Source organism: Paenibacillus cremeus, from assembly GCF_007786445.1.
Taxonomy (GTDB): domain Bacteria; phylum Bacillota; class Bacilli; order Paenibacillales; family NBRC-103111; genus Paenibacillus_G; species Paenibacillus_G cremeus.
Genome location: NZ_VNJI01000012.1, coordinates 117,549 through 136,578, shown reverse-complemented (window position 1 = coordinate 136,578; position 19,030 = coordinate 117,549). Strand labels below are relative to the sequence as shown.

20 protein-coding genes and 4 tRNA genes are annotated in these 19,030 nt (G+C 43.2%); 20 read left to right on the top strand and 4 right to left on the bottom strand.

Annotated features, from left to right (window positions below):
- Positions 1–18 precede the first annotated feature (18 nt).
- The 14 genes from FPZ49_RS12140 (at position 19) to FPZ49_RS12075 (ending at position 14,369) form a co-directional block, all read left to right on the top strand.
- Positions 19–2,157, top strand: a complete 2,139-nt coding sequence (locus FPZ49_RS12140) for a hypothetical protein (RefSeq protein WP_144846960.1) — start codon at positions 19–21, stop codon at positions 2,155–2,157.
- Positions 2,158–2,175: 18 nt separating this feature from the next.
- The gene (locus FPZ49_RS12135) at positions 2,176–2,550 is read left to right on the top strand and encodes an EamA family transporter (RefSeq protein ID WP_144846958.1); all 375 of its coding nucleotides are present in this window, start codon (positions 2,176–2,178) and stop codon (positions 2,548–2,550) included.
- Positions 2,551–2,560: 10 nt separating this feature from the next.
- Entirely contained in the window at positions 2,561–3,466 is a 906-nt protein-coding gene (locus tag FPZ49_RS12130) for a decaprenyl-phosphate phosphoribosyltransferase (protein WP_144846956.1), read from the top strand.
- A 45-nt stretch (positions 3,467–3,511) separates the two neighbouring features.
- Positions 3,512–4,627 (top strand): glycosyltransferase family 4 protein, encoded by a 1,116-nt coding sequence (locus tag FPZ49_RS12125; protein ID WP_144846955.1) that lies wholly within the window; start codon positions 3,512–3,514, stop codon positions 4,625–4,627.
- A 48-nt stretch (positions 4,628–4,675) separates the two neighbouring features.
- Positions 4,676–5,080, top strand: coding sequence for a divergent PAP2 family protein (locus FPZ49_RS12120; protein WP_186445791.1), 405 nt, complete (start codon positions 4,676–4,678; stop codon positions 5,078–5,080).
- 150 nt (positions 5,081–5,230) lie between these two features.
- Complete coding sequence (locus FPZ49_RS12115) at positions 5,231–6,502, top strand: DUF4915 domain-containing protein (RefSeq protein WP_186445787.1); 1,272 nt, start codon at positions 5,231–5,233, stop codon at positions 6,500–6,502.
- A gap of 151 nt (positions 6,503–6,653) precedes the next feature.
- On the top strand, positions 6,654–7,256 hold the full coding sequence (gene cysC, locus FPZ49_RS12110) for an adenylyl-sulfate kinase (RefSeq protein WP_144846947.1): 603 nt from the start codon (positions 6,654–6,656) through the stop codon (positions 7,254–7,256).
- Between the two features lie 169 nt (positions 7,257–7,425).
- Positions 7,426–8,712 carry a LolA family protein gene (locus FPZ49_RS12105; RefSeq protein ID WP_144846943.1) on the top strand — a complete coding sequence of 429 codons (1,287 nt, stop codon included), beginning with the start codon at positions 7,426–7,428 and terminating at the stop codon, positions 8,710–8,712.
- Between the two features lie 163 nt (positions 8,713–8,875).
- Positions 8,876–9,103, top strand: coding sequence for a DUF1450 domain-containing protein (locus FPZ49_RS12100; protein ID WP_144846940.1), 228 nt, complete (start codon positions 8,876–8,878; stop codon positions 9,101–9,103).
- Positions 9,104–9,254: 151 nt separating this feature from the next.
- Positions 9,255–9,764: a ferritin gene (locus tag FPZ49_RS12095; protein WP_144846937.1), complete on the top strand. Its 510-nt coding sequence runs from the start codon at positions 9,255–9,257 to the stop codon at positions 9,762–9,764.
- Positions 9,765–10,000: 236 nt separating this feature from the next.
- Positions 10,001–11,176, top strand: a complete 1,176-nt coding sequence (gene alr / locus FPZ49_RS12090) for an alanine racemase (protein WP_144847030.1) — start codon at positions 10,001–10,003, stop codon at positions 11,174–11,176.
- A gap of 247 nt (positions 11,177–11,423) precedes the next feature.
- Positions 11,424–11,705, top strand: coding sequence for a CopG family ribbon-helix-helix protein (locus tag FPZ49_RS12085; RefSeq protein WP_144847028.1), 282 nt, complete (start codon positions 11,424–11,426; stop codon positions 11,703–11,705).
- Positions 11,706–11,708: 3 nt separating this feature from the next.
- On the top strand, positions 11,709–12,059 hold the full coding sequence (locus FPZ49_RS12080) for a type II toxin-antitoxin system PemK/MazF family toxin (protein WP_144846934.1): 351 nt from the start codon (positions 11,709–11,711) through the stop codon (positions 12,057–12,059).
- 147 nt (positions 12,060–12,206) lie between these two features.
- A complete protein-coding gene (locus tag FPZ49_RS12075) occupies positions 12,207–14,369 on the top strand; it encodes a Tex family protein (protein ID WP_186445790.1) in 2,163 nt (720 codons plus the stop codon).
- Between the two features lie 83 nt (positions 14,370–14,452).
- Here FPZ49_RS12075 and cmpA read toward each other — a convergent pair whose 3' ends face one another.
- On the bottom strand, positions 14,453–14,599 hold the full coding sequence (gene cmpA / locus FPZ49_RS12070) for a cortex morphogenetic protein CmpA (protein WP_186445789.1): 147 nt from the start codon (positions 14,597–14,599) through the stop codon (positions 14,453–14,455).
- Between the two features lie 92 nt (positions 14,600–14,691).
- Positions 14,692–15,048, bottom strand: a complete 357-nt coding sequence (locus tag FPZ49_RS12065) for a hydrolase/acyltransferase (RefSeq protein WP_144846926.1) — start codon at positions 15,046–15,048, stop codon at positions 14,692–14,694.
- A gap of 134 nt (positions 15,049–15,182) precedes the next feature.
- Between FPZ49_RS12065 and FPZ49_RS12060 the strand changes: the two genes are divergently transcribed.
- From FPZ49_RS12060 to galE, 4 genes are all read left to right on the top strand, one after another.
- Positions 15,183–15,659 carry a SprT family protein gene (locus FPZ49_RS12060; RefSeq protein ID WP_144846923.1) on the top strand — a complete coding sequence of 159 codons (477 nt, stop codon included), beginning with the start codon at positions 15,183–15,185 and terminating at the stop codon, positions 15,657–15,659.
- An 18-nt stretch (positions 15,660–15,677) separates the two neighbouring features.
- A tRNA-Asn gene (locus tag FPZ49_RS12055) sits at positions 15,678–15,753 on the top strand.
- A gap of 9 nt (positions 15,754–15,762) precedes the next feature.
- Positions 15,763–15,850, top strand: a tRNA-Ser gene (locus tag FPZ49_RS12050).
- A gap of 207 nt (positions 15,851–16,057) precedes the next feature.
- Positions 16,058–17,068: a UDP-glucose 4-epimerase GalE gene (galE, locus tag FPZ49_RS12045; RefSeq protein WP_144846920.1), complete on the top strand. Its 1,011-nt coding sequence runs from the start codon at positions 16,058–16,060 to the stop codon at positions 17,066–17,068.
- A gap of 12 nt (positions 17,069–17,080) precedes the next feature.
- Here galE and corA read toward each other — a convergent pair whose 3' ends face one another.
- On the bottom strand, positions 17,081–18,013 hold the full coding sequence (gene corA, locus FPZ49_RS12040) for a magnesium/cobalt transporter CorA (protein WP_144846918.1): 933 nt from the start codon (positions 18,011–18,013) through the stop codon (positions 17,081–17,083).
- 169 nt (positions 18,014–18,182) lie between these two features.
- Between corA and FPZ49_RS12035 the strand changes: the two genes are divergently transcribed.
- Both FPZ49_RS12035 and FPZ49_RS12030 read left to right on the top strand, forming a co-directional pair.
- Positions 18,183–18,254 (top strand) — tRNA-Glu (locus FPZ49_RS12035).
- A 182-nt stretch (positions 18,255–18,436) separates the two neighbouring features.
- A tRNA-Leu gene (locus tag FPZ49_RS12030) sits at positions 18,437–18,519 on the top strand.
- 59 nt (positions 18,520–18,578) lie between these two features.
- Here the strand turns inward: FPZ49_RS12030 and FPZ49_RS12025 are convergent.
- Complete coding sequence (locus FPZ49_RS12025) at positions 18,579–18,863, bottom strand: hypothetical protein (protein ID WP_144846915.1); 285 nt, start codon at positions 18,861–18,863, stop codon at positions 18,579–18,581.
- Positions 18,864–19,030: the final 167 nt, after the last annotated feature.

Sequence of the window (19,030 nt, the reverse complement as noted above, 5' to 3'; positions counted from 1 at the left end):
GAGAGGATTACTTTTTTCATGATTCTATCTATTTTATTATTAAGTGTATTTTTTATAGTTCCTTATTTATTTGGTTATTTTTTGATAAAAATAAAATATATTGATTTATCTATATTAAAATCAGAAATATTATTATTTCCGTTTTTAGGGATTTCAATCATTATTTCCTTCTTACAAAATACTGGACTTTTCTTTGGCTCAAAAGTAAGTTCGATAATTCTTTTATTACTTTTTATTATTTTAATTCTATTTTATTTTAAAAAAGACGATTTAGTTATTATTAAATCATTTTTTAGTAATTATTTGATTTTAGTATTGTTTTGTATTGTTTCAGCATTTATTACTCTGTATCCGAGTATTTATGCAGGATTCCCCACTTCATTTGCTAGTATAAATAATGATTTAATTTTTTATTTATCAATACCAGAATGGCTAAAAAATAAAAGCTATTTTGATAGTATGAACATCGATAATTATCATCCTTTTTTCTCAATTGCTGAACTACATTTTTCGAGATTTTCAAGAGTGGGTGCAGATTACTTTAATACTTTATTTATGAATTGGTTGAATATTGATTCTATATTTACCTTTAATGTAATTTCTAGTTTTTTTTGTATTTTAATAATTGTTTCAATTTTTTATACTAGCAAATTTTTGTTTAAGTTAAATAACTTTATAACTTATTCTTTTACAGCACTTGCAACATTTAATACAGTTTTATTCTGGATGTTGACAACACAATATATGCCGCAGCTAGGAGGAAATGCGTTTTTTATTCTTTCCTTAGGACTTATTTATAAAACATTAAATGAAAAAAAAGTTAAATTAATAATTCCCACATCTATTAGTTGTTCAGCACTAGTTTCCATTTACAGTGAATATTTAATTTATTTTGTAATACCAGTTGTTTTTTTTCTTATTATTAAGATAATTTCTGAATATAAAAAAGCTAAAGAATATCTGAAAATTAGTATTTATATATTTTTGGGGACAATAATTGTTAATCCAATTTCATTTTATCTTGCAATTAAATATAACCTATTTGTTTTTAAATCAACTCAAAATGCAGTGGGCATCGTAAATTATATACCTTTCTTTAATCAACCATTGATAATTATGGGGATAAAATTTCTTAATGATTATCAAGAATCACATATTCTATTTAAGATTATTTCAATAATTATTGTTTGCGTTATGATTTTTGGGATTTTCAAACTTGAAAAAAGATTAAATAAATTAGTATTACCTCTTTTAGCTTTTATTTTTTTAATGCTGATATATTTAAAGTTCATAAATAAATTCCCTTACGGGTATTATAAAACACTAATGTTCGGACAACTATTTTTTATAATGACCTTTTGTAATGGGCTCTATTATATCTTTAAAATTACAAAAAGAAAAATTTTGTATATATCAATTTTCGTATGTGTACTTTGCTCGATAAATATTTATAAAATTATCGGATTAGAAGAACAAATTATTAAAGAAGGCACGCTAATAACTAAAGATTACTTACAAATTGAAGAAATAAAAAATCTAATTCCAAAAAATGAGATTATATCAGTAAGTAATTTTAATATTGATGATCAACATGTTATTTCATATTTTCTAAGAGATAGAAATTTAATATTTAATAATGCTAGTTATTACTTTCCCTCTTATAATAAACCAGAAAAGAAAGTTAATTTCATATTAAGTGATTCATCAAATAAAGCCTCAGATATTTTGAAATTATATGGGGAAATAATTTGGAACAATAACAAATTTGTTTTATATAAAAACATTTCTGGATTAATAAATATTGATTTGCAAAGTTGGAATGGGCCAGAAAATTGGAATGGTGTTCCTACGCGATGGACAAAAGCTAATTCTAAATTGATTGTAGAATCTAATATTACTGATGGGAAATTAGTATTTGATGCATATTTGCCACCAGGAATTGAAAAAAGAACAATGGGAATTTATTGTAATAATGAGTTTGTAGAGGATATAGAAATATCGAATAACCAACATAACTATATAACCTCTAATTTAAGATTAGATATTGAGAAGAAAAATGAAATCGAAATCTTTGTTAAAGAAGGCACTGTGAATGTAGGAAAAGATACTCGAGATTTAGGTATTGCGCTACAAAATATTTTTCTAAACCCTAAATAAGGGAAGTGGGATTATTTCATGTTTAAAATGATTTTAACTGTAGTATTTATTTTATTTACTGGTATTAGCGGCCCCCCCTTAATTAAATATGGTTCAATGAGAGAATTAAATAGAATTGCTGCATTGACTAATGGGGATCTTGTCTCGATATTCTACCTAATCATAAACCCGTATATTTTTTTAGGATTAGTAATGTATTTTGTTAGTGCTATGTTGTGGATCATTATATTATCAAAATATGATTTAAGTTTTGTCAGTCCCATGTTAGCCATTAACTATGTTTTCTCTTTATTTATAGGTTATTATATCTTCAGCGAAGATATAAATATTTATCGCATTATTGGTGCAATTATTGTTACTTTTGGAGTGGTATTAATTACAGCTAAGGGATAGGATGATAAAAATGGAAATTAAAATAGAACAAAATTATAAGGAAACCACCTATTCAACTACTAGCTTTGGCATAATACTCAAGTTATTCAGGGTAAATCAATGGACAAAGAATGCTCTAGTGTTTGCAGCATTAATTTTTTCAGGAGAACTTTTTATTTTTGAATCAATCTTGAAATCAATTATTGGTGCAGTATTATTTTGTTTAATTTCTTCATCTATTTATATACTTAATGATACTCTTGATGCTGAGAAAGACCTATTACATCCAACTAAAAAATATAGGCCTATAGCAAGTGGATTAATATCAAAAAGAAATGCAATAATCATTATGAATTTGATATGGCTTATAGCATTACCATTGAGCATAACTTTTTCTATTAAGTTCTTCATAATCTTGCTGCTTTATTTGTTAATCCAAATTTTCTATTGTTTATATTTAAAGCATATTGTAATTATTGATGTGTTATGTATTGCTTCTGGATTTGTATTAAGAGCTATTGCAGGTGGTTATTTATTAGACGTGACGATATCTCCGTGGCTTATTATTTGTACATCATTATTAGCTTTATTTTTAGCCCTAGCGAAAAGAAGACATGAATTATTATTGCTTAAAGAGAATGCAGTAGGCCATAGAAAAATACTTGAAAAGTATTCAACAGAATTATTAGATCAGTTACTATCATTAGTAACTTCATCAACTTTGATGGCGTACTGTTTATATACGTTTACTTCCAATAAACCACAAGTGTTTATGCTAACTATATTATTTGTAATTTATGGTTTGTTTCGTTACCAGTATATAATTTTTAAAAAAGGATTAGGCGGCAGTCCTGAAAAAATTTTAATTTCAGATAAGCCAATTTTAATTAATATCTTCTTATGGGGGTTAACATCAATAATAGTTTTATACAAATAGAGCTCTATTTATTATTAAAATAGGCACAGGAGAGCAAAGATTAATATGAAGATACTAATTGTACTTAATTATTATTGGCCGTATATAAGCGGTCTATCGGAATGTGCTAGATCTTTAGCAGAAGAATTAGCAAAAGACCACGAAGTAACTATACTAACTGCAAAACATAATAAAGAACTTAATGATAAAGAGATAATAAATGGTGTACATATTATAAGATCAAGTATCCTTACAAAGATAAGCAAAGGTTATATAAGTTCTGATTTCATTAAGAAATTTATTAATTTACAAAAAAATTCAGATATTATTAATTTGCATTTGCCCATGATGGAAGCTGGGTTATTATCATATTTAACAAATAGAAAAAAACTTATAGTAACATATCAATGTGATGTGAATCTTAGTAAATCAGTATTGAACAAGTTAATTATAGCTTTTATGGATTTATCGTCATTATTATCTTTTTCGAGAGCAAGATCTATAGTTGTGAGTAGTCTTGATTATGCAAGAAATTCAAGAATTCTACCTAAGTTTAGTGAAAAATGGGTTGAGATACATCCGACTTCACCATTTTATGCAAAAATTGAAACCAAAAACCACATGGATGTAAATAATAGGTCTATTGCAATAGGGTTCTGCGGAAGGATTGTGGAGGAGAAAGGAATTGATGTGCTGCTAAAAGCAGCTCCTCAAATTAAACAACTTCTCCCGAATGTGGAATTTATTATTGCCGGTGATTATAAAAGTGTTGCTGGCGGAAGTGTATATGATAAATTAAAAAATGAGATTGGCTGGGATGAGACCTATGTTAAATTTGTAGGTAGACTTGATGAAAATGACTTGATTAATTTTTATAAATCGATTGATGTTTTTGTACTTCCAAGTATAAATTCGTTAGAGGCATTTGGGATGGTTCAAGTAGAGGCAATGCTAAGTGGAACTCCTGTAGTTGCGTCAAATTTACCTGGAGTCAGAGAAATCGTAAATAAGACAGGTATGGGGAAAATTGTTGAACCAGGTGATGTATTGAGTTTAATTGATGGTATTATTCAGGTAATTAATCACAAAAGTGATTATGTGAAAGAAAATATACAAATTGAAAAATTTTTTGGTGTATCAAGTGCTATTAAAAAATATAATACAATATTTTCTTATACTTAGATCAAAAAAATACTATCTAAATGTTTTATTAAAGAGGTGTTCGAGTTGATGTATTTCTGTTCTCCTTTTATTGCTTGGTTTTTGTCAGGAACTCTTAAATTTTTGATCAACTATTTTAAATATGGGAAAGATGCAAAAAATCGTATTGGAAATGGTGGATTTCCAAGCACGCATACTACTATAATGACTACAATAACTGGATTAATTGGGCTTAAAGAAGGATTCTCTACGCCAATTTTTGGATTGGCAATTGCTATTACGTTTATAGTCATTATAGATGCATTAGGATTACGAAGAGCCTTAGGTGAACATGCGAAAATTGTAAATAAGCTTAAGACTGAGGTTGGATTTGTAACAACTGATCTTAGAGAGCAGCAAGGACATAGCAAATTTGAAGTTTTAGGCGGACTAGTATTAGGGACTACGATTGCGGGGATTATTAGTTTATTTTAAATTTAAAAAGAGACGGGGATCGATTCAGCATTTGAGCGAGTACGCAGGCTCAGAGATGATGCGATCCTTTTTTCAATCGTTGTATAATTGTAACAATGCATGTTTATAATAAGCTTTATTTTTACAATAAAAGAAATGAGGTTGCTTTATTTGAATGATTATTTTTTTAGAGACTCCCTGTCACATCTAACTTCGAAAATTTTAATAAGCTGTAATAAAGACCCTCATAGTGGTCGCGGAGGATTGTATGTAGTTGACTTTAATTTGAAAAATATTAGAAAGGTGTTAGCAGCTGATTGTAGAGGAATTGCTGAATTCAATGATGGTTTTTTTGTAGCTACTAATTCACACGGTATATTAAAATTGGACAAAGATTGTAACTTAATTAATAGCTATGAGATGCCAAGTGACCTAGATCTTCACGGTATGAGATATGATGAAAGCACTTCATTGCTGTATATTGTTGAAACAAAACGAAATGCGATCGGTATTTATGAAACTACTCCGTTCAACAGAGTTGATGAAATTAAGATCTCCCCGTCCGATGATGACCAAAATCATTTAAATGATATATGGCTTGAGGGAAACCGATTATACGTATCAATGTTTTCGCTTAAAGGTGGATTTAAACAGCGTGAAGGTGAGCAAGATGGGGTTATAGCGGAGATCGATCTAACTAAAAAAACCATAGTAAATGTGCTTTATGAGCGGTTGCAATATCCTCATACAGTGTTTAAAATTAACGACGATTTTTATTATTGTGATTCACTAAAATTAAATTTAAAAAAAGGTGACTGTATATTAGCTCAATTTAACGGATTCACAAGAGGTTGCGCATTTGATGGTAGGTATTTTTATATTGGTCAAAGCGAAATGCGACATTTATCAAAAATATTGGAAACACAGTCCAACGTGTCGATTGACTGTGGGATTCACATATTTGATTCCTCTGTAAGAACGAATCAGTTTATTCCATTTCCAGAAAAACAAATATATGAGATTGTAATATTAGAGAAAAAGGTCGAAGACCAAGTTTCATCAATAGACTTTAGTGAGGCAGTGACAACCAAATATTTAGTACTAGATAGTTGGCACGATCTAGAAGGAAGACATCGATGGATGAGCTCTAGGAAATCATATATATATTTAAATAAAAAAGAACCAGTTCAAAGTGTTAAAGTAGATGCATTCAGTGCTTTCCCTGGACCATATAACGTTATTTTCTATATTAATGGTTTAAAAGTTGGAAGCCACACTTTTACAAATGGTGAAGGAGACATTCTCGAATTCCCAATTCAGCAAATATCGGGGAAAATTGAGGTAGCAATCGAGGTAGAGCAGCTCTGGAGCCCATCGGAATATCTTGATAGTGATGACACAAGGAGTTTAGGATTAGCAGTAAGAAAGGTCTCACTAATTTAAAAAATACTTTTCACTACCCTTCCTTATAACGGAGCTTTTTATTGCTCCATTACAAGAAAGGGTGTTTTTCAAGGATATGTAATCTTTTTTTAACAAGTACACGATAATATAAGTATTAGAAAGAAAGGCAACAGGATGGAGTGGACACAACATGAGGACGTTATCAGGTAACATCATGTGGCATCAAGGGACTATAACGAAGAAAGATAGGAGATTACTTAATCGACATGATAGCTTTACGCTCTGGTTTACCGGATTATCAGGCTCAGGCAAGTCTTCATTAGCCAATGAGGTTGAAAAGAGACTGTTTGAGATGGGTTTTCGTTCTTACATCTTGGATGGTGATAACATTCGGCATGGTTTAAATAGTAATTTAGGATTTTCTCCGGATGATCGAAAAGAAAACTTGCGCAGAATCGGAGAAGTGTCAAAACTATTTGTCGACGCGGGGGTCATTACCTTAGCAGCATTTATTTCTCCTTATCAAGTTGACCGGGATATGGTAAGAAAGATGTTCCCAAATGGTGAGTTTATTGAAATATTTATAAGTTGTCCGCTTGAGATATGTGAGTGGAGAGATCCGAAAGGGTTGTATCTTAAAGCTAGAAAGGGGGAACTTAAAGAATTCACCGGAATATCGGCGCCTTATGAGCCACCAGTTTCCCCGGAGGTAGTCATTGAAACAGGGAAGCACTCTATATCTGAATGTGTAGATCAAATCATTAGATACTTAAAATTGAAGGGTAAAATATAAATCAACATGTTTTTATCAAAACAAAAAATGATTCTTATACCCAACTCCTATAACTAACAGGTTATAGGAGGTTTTTAGTTCCTCCCCAAACCTTGTCTGCATAATTGTCCAAGTCCCTACATAGACATTGTATCAGATCGGTTGATCATGTCGTGGAGGGGATGAAGAGATGCGGCGGTACAGGTGGGCGGTGGCCCTCGTATTGTGCCTCAGCCTGGTGTTGTCTGGGTGCGGGCTCGTGGGGAAGAAGGATGCAGGAGCTGTAGTAAAGGATTTGGATGGAACGATTAGCAAGCTGCAGAGCTACCATGGAACAGGGCAGATGACGCTGAAGACGGGGCAGGAGCCGCAGGAGTACGCTGTAGAGGTGTGCTTCCAGGCACCATCGTATTACCGGATTTCGCTGACGAACGCGAAGAAGGATATCACGCAGATCGTGCTTCGCAATGATGATGGAGTGTTCGTACTGACGCCTCATTTGAATAAGAGCTTCCGCTTCCAGAGCGATTGGCCGGAAAATCAAGGACAAGTCTACCTGTACCAGTCCCTGGTGCAAAGCATCATGATGGATAACGAACGGCAGTTTGTAGCCGATGATAAGGCCTATGTGTTCGATGTGGTGGCGAATTATCAGAACGGATCGCTGGCTCGGCAGAAGGTATGGCTCGATAAAAAGAGTCTGGCTCCGCAGCACGTCGAGGTATCGGACAACAACGCGAACGTGATGGTCGTGGTGAATTTTGATAAATTCGAGTTTGGCACGAAGTTTGAAAAAGATTATTTTGACATGCAGCGCAACATGACGAGCTATAACCTCAAGACGCTGCCGACGATGACGTCGAACGGAGACGCCAATAAAGCGACTACGCCGGCTACAGGAGCACAGCACGACACGCACAGCAGCACACCAAGCAGCGCAGGCGCTGCAGCGGCAGGAACTGCTGCCGATAAAGCCGGAGCTGCAAAAGGCACAACCACGGGTCAACCAACAGGCCAGCAAGCACCAGCAGCGGGCACCAACGCAAACAATGCCGCAAAAGGCACGACAGCTCCAACAGGCGCTCAATCGAATGCCGGGGCAACCGCCGGCCCGCCGGCAGCAGCTGCAACCAAGCAGCAATCGTTCGGTGTGATCGAGCCGCGCTATATGCCTACAGGTGTGAAGAAGCAGGATATGACGGAAATCAAGCTCGGCGAGGATAAAGGCATTATGCTGCGCTACTCCGGTAAATTCAACTACACGATCGTTGAAGCGCGTCCGCAGACGCAAACCGTTTCCGTCTTACCAGGCGATATTATGGATTTGGGATTCACTTTAGGGGTAGTGACCGGGGATGCGAAGAAAACGCTGACCTGGACGTATGACGGCGTGGAATTCCGCTTGGCGACGGGCGATCTGCCTCCAACGGAAATGATTAAAGTAGCCCAAGCGGTACAGGGCGAAATGGGGAAATAAGTTCAATATCAACGATGCCTCGCGGCCGAAAAGGCTGCGGGGCATTTTGGCATTTTTGTCCCTTCATTCGAAAGAAAGAAAGGAGACATAAAATGGTTGACAATGATAATGAGAATTATTATCATAAACTATAATCACTGCGGATGAAACGAGGGATTTCATAGTGAAAAAGATCAAGTACTGCTGCAAAAACTTCAAGAAGCTCGGCTCCAAATCGGTGTACAAAGCAATGAAGAAGGCGTTTCCTGAGCTGAAGCACAAGAAACGCGATTGTCTCGGCGCCTGTAAAATGTGCTCCAAGCAATGCTTTGTTATGCTCGGCAAGACCAAGCTAGTCGCGGCTCATACACCTGAGCGATTATACGGGAAGCTGGCTAAGCTGATCGGATAATAAGGCGCATAGGCAGTATGACCTATAAAGGAGGAGCGGGGCAATGCCGAGTGGACTATGGGTTTTTATGCCGTTATTCATGTTTTCCCTCGTTTTGGCGATATTATATATCTGGGGTATGAAATTGAAATAATGGAAAGGTGAGATCGGATTGTTGGAGGAACATTTAGTAAGTGCATTGAACGATCAAATGAATTACGAATTTTACTCCTCGCAGGCTTACTTGGCCATGGCGGCCTACTGCTCCGCGGAGAGCTTCGACGGGTTTGCTAATTTCTTTATCGTTCAAGCGGAAGAAGAGCGGTTTCATGCGATGAAAATTTACCATTATCTCAATGCGCGCGGGAAACGGGCTACCATTACCGGCATGCCTACGCCTCACAACGAATTCAATTCGGTGTTGGAAGCGTTCGAAGAGGGATATCGGCATGAGCTGTCGGTGACGAAGCGGATTTATAACTTGTCCGATATTGCGATGAATGATCGCGAGCATGCGACGATCCAGTTCTTGAAATGGTTTATTGACGAGCAAGTAGAAGAAGAGGCCTTGTTCGATAGCATTATTCAAAAGCTTAAGCGCATTGATAAAGACAGCAACGCCTTCTTCATGCTGGAATCCGAGCTCGCCAAACGTACATTCGTACCACCGGTACAAGCATAATCAGCATAAGACGGTTGAACATTGAACCCCGCAGCGATCCAGGTTGCGGGGGTTTTTTTGTATCATCAAGTATAAACATTTGGCGGTCCTGCCAACATTTTAGGGGTTGCTTTGACTCTATTTCCGGCGATGTATGGCCTTTATGTTAAAAGTTTGCCAATTTCGTTGACAGTGTGCAGTGGAACGGATTAACATTGGTTATTATAGCTGGAGAGAGCATGAAGAAGGTGATGAGGGTGGATACGTTTTACCGTCCCACACGGGTGGAGATTTCCTTGGATGCACTTCGTCATAACTTAGGGGAATTTCGCAGAGTACTGCCAGAGCACGTCAACATGATGGCGGTGGTCAAAGCGGATGCGTACGGCCATGGTGCCGTTGAGGTGTGTCGTGAAGCGCTGAGCTGCGGCGTAAAGTATGTCGCGGTAGCTTTTTTAGACGAGGGGCTCGAGCTTCGGAGAGCAGGCATCACAGCGCCGATTCTGGTGCTAGGTTATACGCCTCCGGAAGGGCTGGAGACGGCCTGGCAGAACGATATCACGCTAAATATCTATACCCACGAACTGCTGGACGCCTGGGAGCGTATAGGGGCTCAGGAAGAGCGGCCTTTAAATATTCATATCAAAATCGATTCCGGGATGAACCGGCTAGGTCTGACGGAAGCGGAAGAGGCTATTGCCTTCATTGATCGGGCAATGCGGATGCCAGGGCTGCAAGTCGAGGGATTGTTCACACACTATGCCTGTGCGGATGAGGCGGACAAGAGCTATACGCGGATGCAGAAAGAGCGGTTTTCGCGGGTGGTGAATCATTTTCGCGGGATCGGTGTGGAGTTTCCTTATATTCACGCTGGGAATAGCGCGACCGCGATCGATACGCCGGACTGGACCTTCAATATGGTGCGGCTCGGGATCAGCATGTACGGCTTATATCCTTCCGAGGAAGTGAACCGGCAGCAGGTGGAGCTGGAGCCGGTGATGAGCCTTAAAACCAAGCCTGTCATGGTGAAGCAAGTGAAGACAGGCGAAGGGATCAGCTATGGCGCGATCTACCGCTCTTCTGGTGAGGAGACCATAGCCACCCTGCCGATCGGCTATGCGGATGGATTTTCCCGAATGCTGACGGGGAAGGCGGAAGTGCTGGTGCAAGGCCGGCGGGCGCCAATCGTTGGCAGAATTTGCATGGACCAATGTATGATGAATGTAACCGGTTTTGCCGATATTTCTAATGAGGAAGAAGTTATCATCTTAGGAAGTCAGGGGAAGGAGCGGATTACAGCAGAGGATCATGCGACATGGTTGGGGACGATTAATTACGAAGTAACCTGTATGATCTCGCACCGGGTACCAAGGGTATACACGAAGGACCGTCAGGTGTATAAGGTAGTCAATCCGCTGCTTCATCATGGCTAAGGCTAGATGCGGCAAGCATTCAGGCGGTTAGGTCAGGGATGGCGATAATTGCCACGGTTTATTTCCGGATGGTAAAAAGGATTTTCTTGCTTTAGCGCGAATAAGTATGTAACATCATATTGCGAATACGAACAGGTATAACATATTTGCTATACTTCGTGCATATACTCATTTTGTATATTTTAACTGGAAGTTTGCCATACTTGTGGTAATAGGTGTTTGTATGTTTTTGGGGGTGTATGTTCAGGTGTCCAATGCGCAGAACACAAAGCGTATCATGATTAGTTTGCCGGATTACTTGCTTCAGGAGGTGGACCATCTCGTCGAGAAGGAGAACTCCAATCGCAGTGAGTTTATTCGTCAGGCAATGAAGCTGTATTTATTGGAACGAAAAAAGCGGCATTTGCGTGAATCGATGCAACGCGGTTACATGGAAATGGCGAAAATCAACCTACACATGGCCTCAGAAGCATTTCAGGCGGAGGAAGAAGCGGACCATACGCTGGACCGTTTAGTTAGTGGGGTGTGACGATTGATTGTCAAACGTGGCGATGTTTTTTTCGCGGACCTTTCACCGGTGGTTGGATCGGAGCAGGGCGGCATTCGGCCGGTTCTGGTCATTCAGAATGATATCGGCAATCGCTTCAGTCCCACAGTCATCGTGGCAGCGATTACAGCGCAGATTCAAAAGGCCAAGCTGCCGACGCATGTGGAGATTGACGCGGAAGCGCACGGTTTTGACAGGGATTCGGTCATATTGCTCGAGCAAATTCGGACCATTGATAAGCAGCGTCTAACGGATAAAATTACGCACCTGGATGAAGAAACCATGCGTAAGGTCGATGAGGCATTGCAGATTAGCGTGGGGCTGATTGAGTTTTAAGTTCTACATGAGGCGGGGGTGTAAGGTGCCCTCGTTTTTTCATTTGTGACGAGATGACGATGGTGCTGTAGGAGGAGACGACGGATGGCAAACGAGCAAGCGATTCAGGTAGAGGAAGGCAAGGCGGCAGGGGAATTGACCGAAGCGATGAAGGCGGCGATTCAGGAGCGGATCTTGAAGCAAATTGCTGCGGAGCTGCAGCTACCGGCAGGGCGTGTGAAGACGACGATGGGACTGCTGGATGAAGGGAACACGATTCCGTTTATCGCGCGGTACCGGAAGGAGATGACCGGAGAGCTGGACGAGAACCAGCTGCGGGACATTGAGGAGCGCCTAACCTATCTGCGGAACCTGGAGGATCGCAAGCTGGAGGTCATCCGGCTGATTGATGAGCAGGGCAAGCTGACGGACGAGCTCCGGGGAGCGATAGAGAAATCCGTGAAGCTGCAGGAGGTCGAGGATCTGTATCGGCCGTACCGGCAAAAGCGCAAGACGCGGGCCAGTGTGGCGAAGGAGAAGGGTCTTGAGCCTCTGGCGGTTTGGATTGTGTCTCAGCCGAAGCAGGGCGATGTCTTGGCGGAAGCGGGGCGTTATGTCAGCGAGGAAAAAGGCGTGGCCACGGCGGACGAAGCAATCCAAGGCGCAATGGATATTGTGGCAGAGCAGATCGCGGATGATGCGAAGGTGCGGGCGTGGGTACGACGTCATACGTTCGAGCAGGGGATCCTGCGGACGGAAGCGAAGAATGCCGAGCAGGAGTCCGTATACGAGATGTATTACGCCTATCAGGAACCGGTTCGCAAGCTGCCTCCACACCGGATTCTGGCCATTAACCGCGGGGAGCGGGAAGAGGTGCTGAAGGTTGCGCTGGACGTGCCTGTGGAACGCATTCATGAATACATAGCCAAGCAGTATGTGAAAGGCCCGTCGATCGTACGGGATATTCTCACCAACGTGATCGAAGACGCATATAAGCGTCTGCTGGCTTCGTCCATCGAGCGCGAGGTGCGCGGGGAAATGACGGAGAAGGCCGAGGAAAAAGCGATCGAGGTGTTCGCCGAAAATCTGCGCAACCTGCTGCTGCAGCCGCCGGTAAAAGGGAAGGTCGTGCTTGGCGTGGATCCGGCGTACCGGACAGGCTGTAAGCTCGCGGTTGTGGACGATACCGGTAAAATGCTGGAGATCGCCGTGACATACCCGACACCGCCGAACAACAAGGTTGCGGAAGCGAAAGCGAAGATCAAGTCTCTGATCGAAAAATACGGCGTCGAGCTCATCGTCATCGGTAACGGAACGGCCTCCCGTGAGACGGAGCAATTTGTGGCGGATCTGATCGGCGAAGTGAAGACGCGTAAGCTGCAATATTTGATCGTCAACGAGGCGGGAGCGAGCGTTTACTCTGCGTCAAAGCTGGCACAGACCGAGTTCCCGGACCTGGATGTGGCCGAGCGCAGCGCGATCTCGATTGCGCGGCGGCTGCAGGACCCGCTGGCGGAGCTGGTGAAAATCGAGCCAAAGGCGATTGGCGTGGGGCAGTACCAGCACGATGTGACGCAGAAGCGGCTCGATGAGAGCCTCAAGTTTGTCGTCGAATCGGCTGTGAACCATGTAGGCGTAGACGTGAATACGGCCTCGCCGTCGCTGCTCTCTTATGTGTCCGGCGTGAACAGCACGCTGGCGAAAAATATCGTGAAATACCGCGATGACAACGGTAAGTTCGAAAGCCGGGCGCAGCTGCAAAAGGTACCGCGCTTGGGCGCGAAGGCGTTTGAGCAGTGCGTGGGCTTTTTGCGGATTGGCGAGGGGAAAAACCCGCTGGATAACACGCCGATTCACCCAGAGTCGTATAACGTAGTGGACAAGCTGTTCAAAGAGCTGAAGCTGGAGTTGTCCCAGCTGGGAAGTGCGCAGCTAAAGGATAGACTGGGCCAGGCGGAGCCGGAAGAGCTGGCGGAGAAGCTGGGTGTCGGGGTGCCGACGCTGCGCGATATTATTGGCTCGCTGCAGCGTCCGGGACGCGATCCGCGGGAGGATGTGCCTGCGCCGATTTTTCGGACCGACGTGCTGCAGATCGAGGATTTGACGCCAGGGATGGAGCTTAAGGGCACGGTGCGCAATGTCATCGATTTTGGAGCGTTCGTGGACATTGGGATTAAGAATGATGGATTGGTGCATATCTCGCAGCTGAGCAACTCGTTCGTCAAGCATCCGATGGATGTCGTGTCCGTCGGCGATGTAGTCACAGTATGGGTGTTGAATGTGGATCTGAAAAAAGGCCGCGTCGGTCTCACCATGAGAAAGCCGTCCTAGTAAAAAATAGAGCATTAGCCGTAGTGGAGGAACGTGGATCCTTCCGCTGGGGCTGATGCTCTATTGTTGTTTTATCCGTTGGATTATGGTTGCTGCGATGGTGTGGTCGAGGATTCCGCGTCGCTTCGTCTCGTTCGGTAAAAAAACCAGCAATCGTTCAATAAACGAATTTGCCGGTGATTTTTGTTGTAAAAGGCACGCATCAGTTGGTTGCAAAGCCATTGTGGCAAGCCCATCAGTCCCTTCCCGTTCTAGCTGTATGATAGCTTATGGATGGAAGGGCGTTTGGGTGCAAGTCCACAGGTGATCAGCTGCATTGCGTTTAGGCGAAATCCGCTTCTTCTTCGTACCACTGCTCGAGTTGGGCTTGTAACGCCCGAATTTCGGTTAGAAGGGAAATGAGCGGGTATTCTTTTTCCTCGATGGAGGCAAACTTTTGTTCAAGGCGGTTGATGTACTCCAGACCATGCTGCACGGCATAATCCGGATGAACGATTTCGAGCTGGTCAAATTCGGCGATAAACGTCGGGAGGGCCGGAACCTCGGTCGCCGTAAGCTTGCTCAGCTCCTTATGCAGGCGCTGATTCAGCGCACCGAGCTGATACATATGTGTGGCGGGCATTTCCACAAATTCGAGCGTGTCATTCAGCTTCAGCAGGGCGTATTTTTTTTCAAACATAGTGGGAAGTGCTCCTCTCGTTCCTTTTAAGAAAATGGTCGACTTGTCCGAAAAATCATAATTCCTACTTGACAGTGTAGCCTAATCAGTGGTTACAATTCAAGTGAGAAACCATAGAGAGGTTGGGAACACGGATGGATGACCGGCAGCTTCAGCTGTGGGTGGAGAACATATCGCTGTCATCGTTTGGACGTCCATTTAAGCATCGGGCGAGCTTCAATCGCAGGCTGCGGTCTACGGGGGGGAGATATTTTACCCGCACGCATGACATTGAGATCAGCTGGCTGCAGTATGAACAATTCGGTCCCGCTGACGTGGAGAAAATCATCAAGCACGAGCTGTGCCACTATCACTTGCATCTATTAAAGCAGGGCTACCAGCATCGGGATGATGATTTTAAAGAACTACTGGAAAAGGTAGGCGGAACACGGTACTGCCGATCGCTTCCTCAGTCGCTGCAGCGGAAGGAGCCATACCGGTACAAGCTGGTGTGTGTAAGCTGCAGAGCCGAGTATATGCGTAAAAGGAAGGCCGACCCGAAGAAATATGTGTGCGGCCATTGCAAGGGTAAATTGAAGCTGCTTGCGCTTGACTTAGTCCAACAATCGTGATAAATTATGAATTACCGTTCCCTGATAGCTCAGTTGGTAGAGCACTCGACTGTTAATCGAGTTGTCACAGGTTCGAGTCCTGTTCGGGGAGCCATTACTTTTTGGAGAGATACCCAAGTGGCTCAAGGGGACCCTCTGCTAAGGGGTTAGACTGCGTAAGTGGTGCGAGGGTTCGAATCCCTCTCTCTCCGTATACATAACAAAGAACCGCCGTAAGGCGGTTTTTTTGTTATGTCAGGAGACAGAGAGGGTAAGAACCCGAGAAGAGGGGGCGTCGGAGCAGCGGAGTGCTGCTGCGCTTGGAAGTAGAATAAAAAAGCATTCTTTATAAAATCAGCCATTCCCATTATGATAGAATAGAGGTATGAACGATACGAATAATGAACGGAGTGGGTCAAATGGCGATTTTGGTGACCGGTGGAGCGGGGTACATAGGGAGTCACACGTGTGTAGAGCTGCTGAATGCACAATACGACGTGATCGTCGTGGATAATGGCTCGAATAGCAAGCCGGAGGCCTTAAAGCGCGTCCAAGAAATTACCGGCAAGCCGGTGAAACAGTACCATGTAGATTTGCTGGATGCGGAAGGACTTGAAAAAGTATTTTCTGAGAATCAGATCGACGCGGTGATCCATTTTGCTGGATTGAAGGCGGTAGGGGAGTCCGTGCAGCAGCCGCTTCGCTATTATCACAACAATATTACCGGTACGTTGGTGCTGTGCGGGCTGATGCGGAAGTACAAAGTGAAAAAGCTGGTGTTCAGCTCCTCCGCTACGGTATACGGAATATCGGAACGCTCGCCGGTGAGAGAAGACTTTTCGCTCGCGGCGACCAATCCCTATGGCCAAACCAAGCTCATGCTGGAGCAAATCCTTCGCGATCTGCACGTTTCCGATCCGGAATGGAGCATCGCGCTGCTGCGCTATTTTAATCCGATTGGCGCTCATGAGAGCGGACGGATCGGGGAAGATCCGGAAGGGCTTCCGAATAATTTAATGCCTTACATCACGCAGGTAGCGGTAGGTAAATTGAAGGAGCTTAAGGTGTTCGGCAACGATTATCCGACGGTGGATGGCACGGGAGTGCGGGATTACATTCATGTCGTCGATCTGGCCAAAGGACATCTCAAAGCGCTGGAAAAAGTCCAGTCTGCTGCCGGTGTCGAGGCCTATAATCTAGGAACGGGCAACGGGTATAGCGTGCTGCAGATGGTACATGCCTTAGAGAAAGCTTCCGGCCGAGCAATCCCTTATGTGATTGTAGACCGCAGACCGGGCGATGTTGCGTGCAGCTACGCAGACCCGGCGAAAGCGAAGAACGAGCTCGGCTGGACGGCGGAAAAAGGGCTGGAGGACATGTGCGCAGACGCGTGGAGATGGCAGGTCAACAACCCGAACGGGTATGAATGAACCGCGAATGGGCTAGAGCCATTTTTTCCATTTGAAAATACGATACATTAGCAAAGTGATACAGATCATCACGATCCAGACATAAGCATAGCCGTAATCCCAGCTCAGCTCGGGGATGAATTTGAAATTCATGCCGTACAGCCCCACCACAAAGATAAGCGGAAGAAAAATCGAGCTCATCACCGTCAAGGTTTTCATGGTTTCGTTCATCCGGTCGGATTTCATGCTCATCTGCAGCTCCAGCAGACCAGTAAGAGATTCGCGAAAAATGTCGAGTGAGTCGATTACCCGGGAAATATGATCGTAAATGTCGATGAAGTAAACGTCCGCTTCCTGCTTCATATAAGGGAAGTTTTGGTGGCTGATGGCGCCGAGGATCGTTTTTTCCTCCACAATAATGCGGCGCAAATGATGAATCATCCGTTTCAGTTGAAAAATTTCCTGCGCGACCCGAACGTAAGGATTACGGAACACGGTGCGCTCCATTCGGTCCATGCGGTCCTCAACCAGATTGATGATGCTTGTATAGTCATCGACGCAGCGATCCAAGATGCGGTACAAAATGCCGCCGGGATGCGCCATGCTTCCTTCCATTTTTAAAAAGTGCTCACTGAGCGCGTCCATCATGAGAAGCGGCTTTTTGCTAATGCTGACGACATAATTCCGGCCAATGACGATGCCGATCTCTTCGGTGGCCAAATTCTTATCGGTAAGCGCGAAGAACGTGATGAAAATATGGTCCTTGTAGCGATCCATCTTGGGGCGTTGATTCAGCTTGATGCAATCCTCGACAACTAGCGGATGACAGCCAAACGTGTCGCGAAGCGTGAATTCGACGTCCTCCGGCCGTGCATCGACCAGATGAATCCAGACCGTTTCATTGTCGTTCGGGCGCCGGATATCGGTTCTGCTCACCTTCCCGGTGGATTGTTCGTAAAGCAGCATAGGAAACACCTCAGTTCTGTTATGCAAAAAGCTCCTTATCGCGATTGTAACACACCATCAATTTCCAAGCCATGAAGCGAGCTTTTTCGGCAAAAAAGTCTTGTCATTCGCTAGTCCATCCGATATAATAACTTTTGTCGCTCGAGAGGGCGGCCGTTATGAATGGCATGGCCCGTTGGTCAAGGGGTTAAGACACCTCCCTTTCACGGAGGTAACAGGGGTTCGAATCCCCTACGGGTCATAGTAAGTAGGGGTGAGAACCCGAAGGGTTCGTCGGAGCAAGGCTTCGTTAGCAGAGGCTTCGCAGTCTCGGAGTGAAACGAAGAGTATCCCCTACGGGTCATAAAGAGCAGGGGCAAAAAAATGCCAGACCAAATCCCTTTACTCTTGCGCTGGAACGCGCTATAATGATTCCTAGTACGAGCGGTTGTGGTGGAATGGCAGACACGCTATCTTGAGGGGGTAGTGGGCTTACGCCCGTGGAGGTTCGAGTCCTCTCAACCGCATACAGATCGACCAAGAAGAAGTCCCGGATGTCCGGGGCTTCTTTTTATGTTCGAGCAAGCTAAAGTCGAAGCAGAGATTGCCGTTCGGCCTGCGGCTTGCAGGCTTTGCATACGCCGATTACTTTGCCATGAGCGGGGGCGGAATAGAACGAGAGCTCTTTGGGATTGACTTTGCGGCGACAGTAGGAGCAGCTTTGTTTTTGCATTGAAAGCTTCTTTTTGGACGGAGCAAAAGGCCCGCGGCGGCGGCGCTGCTTCAGCGCCCCTAGGATCCACAGAATCGCACCAATTGCCAAAACCGTTACAACGGCATAATTCATACTTACACTATGATTTCCGAACATCGCGGCACCTCGGTTGTCAGATTCACCCTTTTTTCAGTATAATGGGCGAAATTCCATCTTGTAAATGAGGATGATCCCATGCAAATCAATGCCGCTCTGAGCGCAGCAAACAGTGATGACTCGCTGCAACAAGCGATTGGCATCGCTCTTTAAGCGATACATGAAAA

Excerpts from the sequence above, each read along its gene's own strand:
- FPZ49_RS12130 (WP_144846956.1), top strand. The coding sequence starts at position 2,561 with ATGGAAATTAAAATAGAACAAAATTATAAGGAAACCACCTATTCAACT.
- FPZ49_RS12140 (WP_144846960.1), top strand. The coding sequence starts at position 19 with ATGATTCTATCTATTTTATTATTAAGTGTATTTTTTATAGTTCCTTAT.
- FPZ49_RS12135 (WP_144846958.1), top strand. The coding sequence starts at position 2,176 with ATGTTTAAAATGATTTTAACTGTAGTATTTATTTTATTTACTGGTATT.
- FPZ49_RS12060 (WP_144846923.1), top strand. The coding sequence starts at position 15,183 with ATGGATGACCGGCAGCTTCAGCTGTGGGTGGAGAACATATCGCTGTCA.
- corA (WP_144846918.1), bottom strand. The coding sequence starts at position 18,013 with ATGCTGCTTTACGAACAATCCACCGGGAAGGTGAGCAGAACCGATATC.
- galE (WP_144846920.1), top strand. The coding sequence starts at position 16,058 with ATGGCGATTTTGGTGACCGGTGGAGCGGGGTACATAGGGAGTCACACG.
- FPZ49_RS12065 (WP_144846926.1), bottom strand. The coding sequence starts at position 15,048 with ATGTTTGAAAAAAAATACGCCCTGCTGAAGCTGAATGACACGCTCGAA.
- FPZ49_RS12075 (WP_186445790.1), top strand. The coding sequence starts at position 12,207 with ATGAAGGCGGCGATTCAGGAGCGGATCTTGAAGCAAATTGCTGCGGAG.
- FPZ49_RS12105 (WP_144846943.1), top strand. The coding sequence starts at position 7,426 with ATGCGGCGGTACAGGTGGGCGGTGGCCCTCGTATTGTGCCTCAGCCTG.
- FPZ49_RS12120 (WP_186445791.1), top strand. The coding sequence starts at position 4,676 with ATGTATTTCTGTTCTCCTTTTATTGCTTGGTTTTTGTCAGGAACTCTT.
- cysC (WP_144846947.1), top strand. The coding sequence starts at position 6,654 with ATGAGGACGTTATCAGGTAACATCATGTGGCATCAAGGGACTATAACG.
- FPZ49_RS12125 (WP_144846955.1), top strand. The coding sequence starts at position 3,512 with ATGAAGATACTAATTGTACTTAATTATTATTGGCCGTATATAAGCGGT.
- FPZ49_RS12025 (WP_144846915.1), bottom strand. The coding sequence starts at position 18,863 with ATGTTCGGAAATCATAGTGTAAGTATGAATTATGCCGTTGTAACGGTT.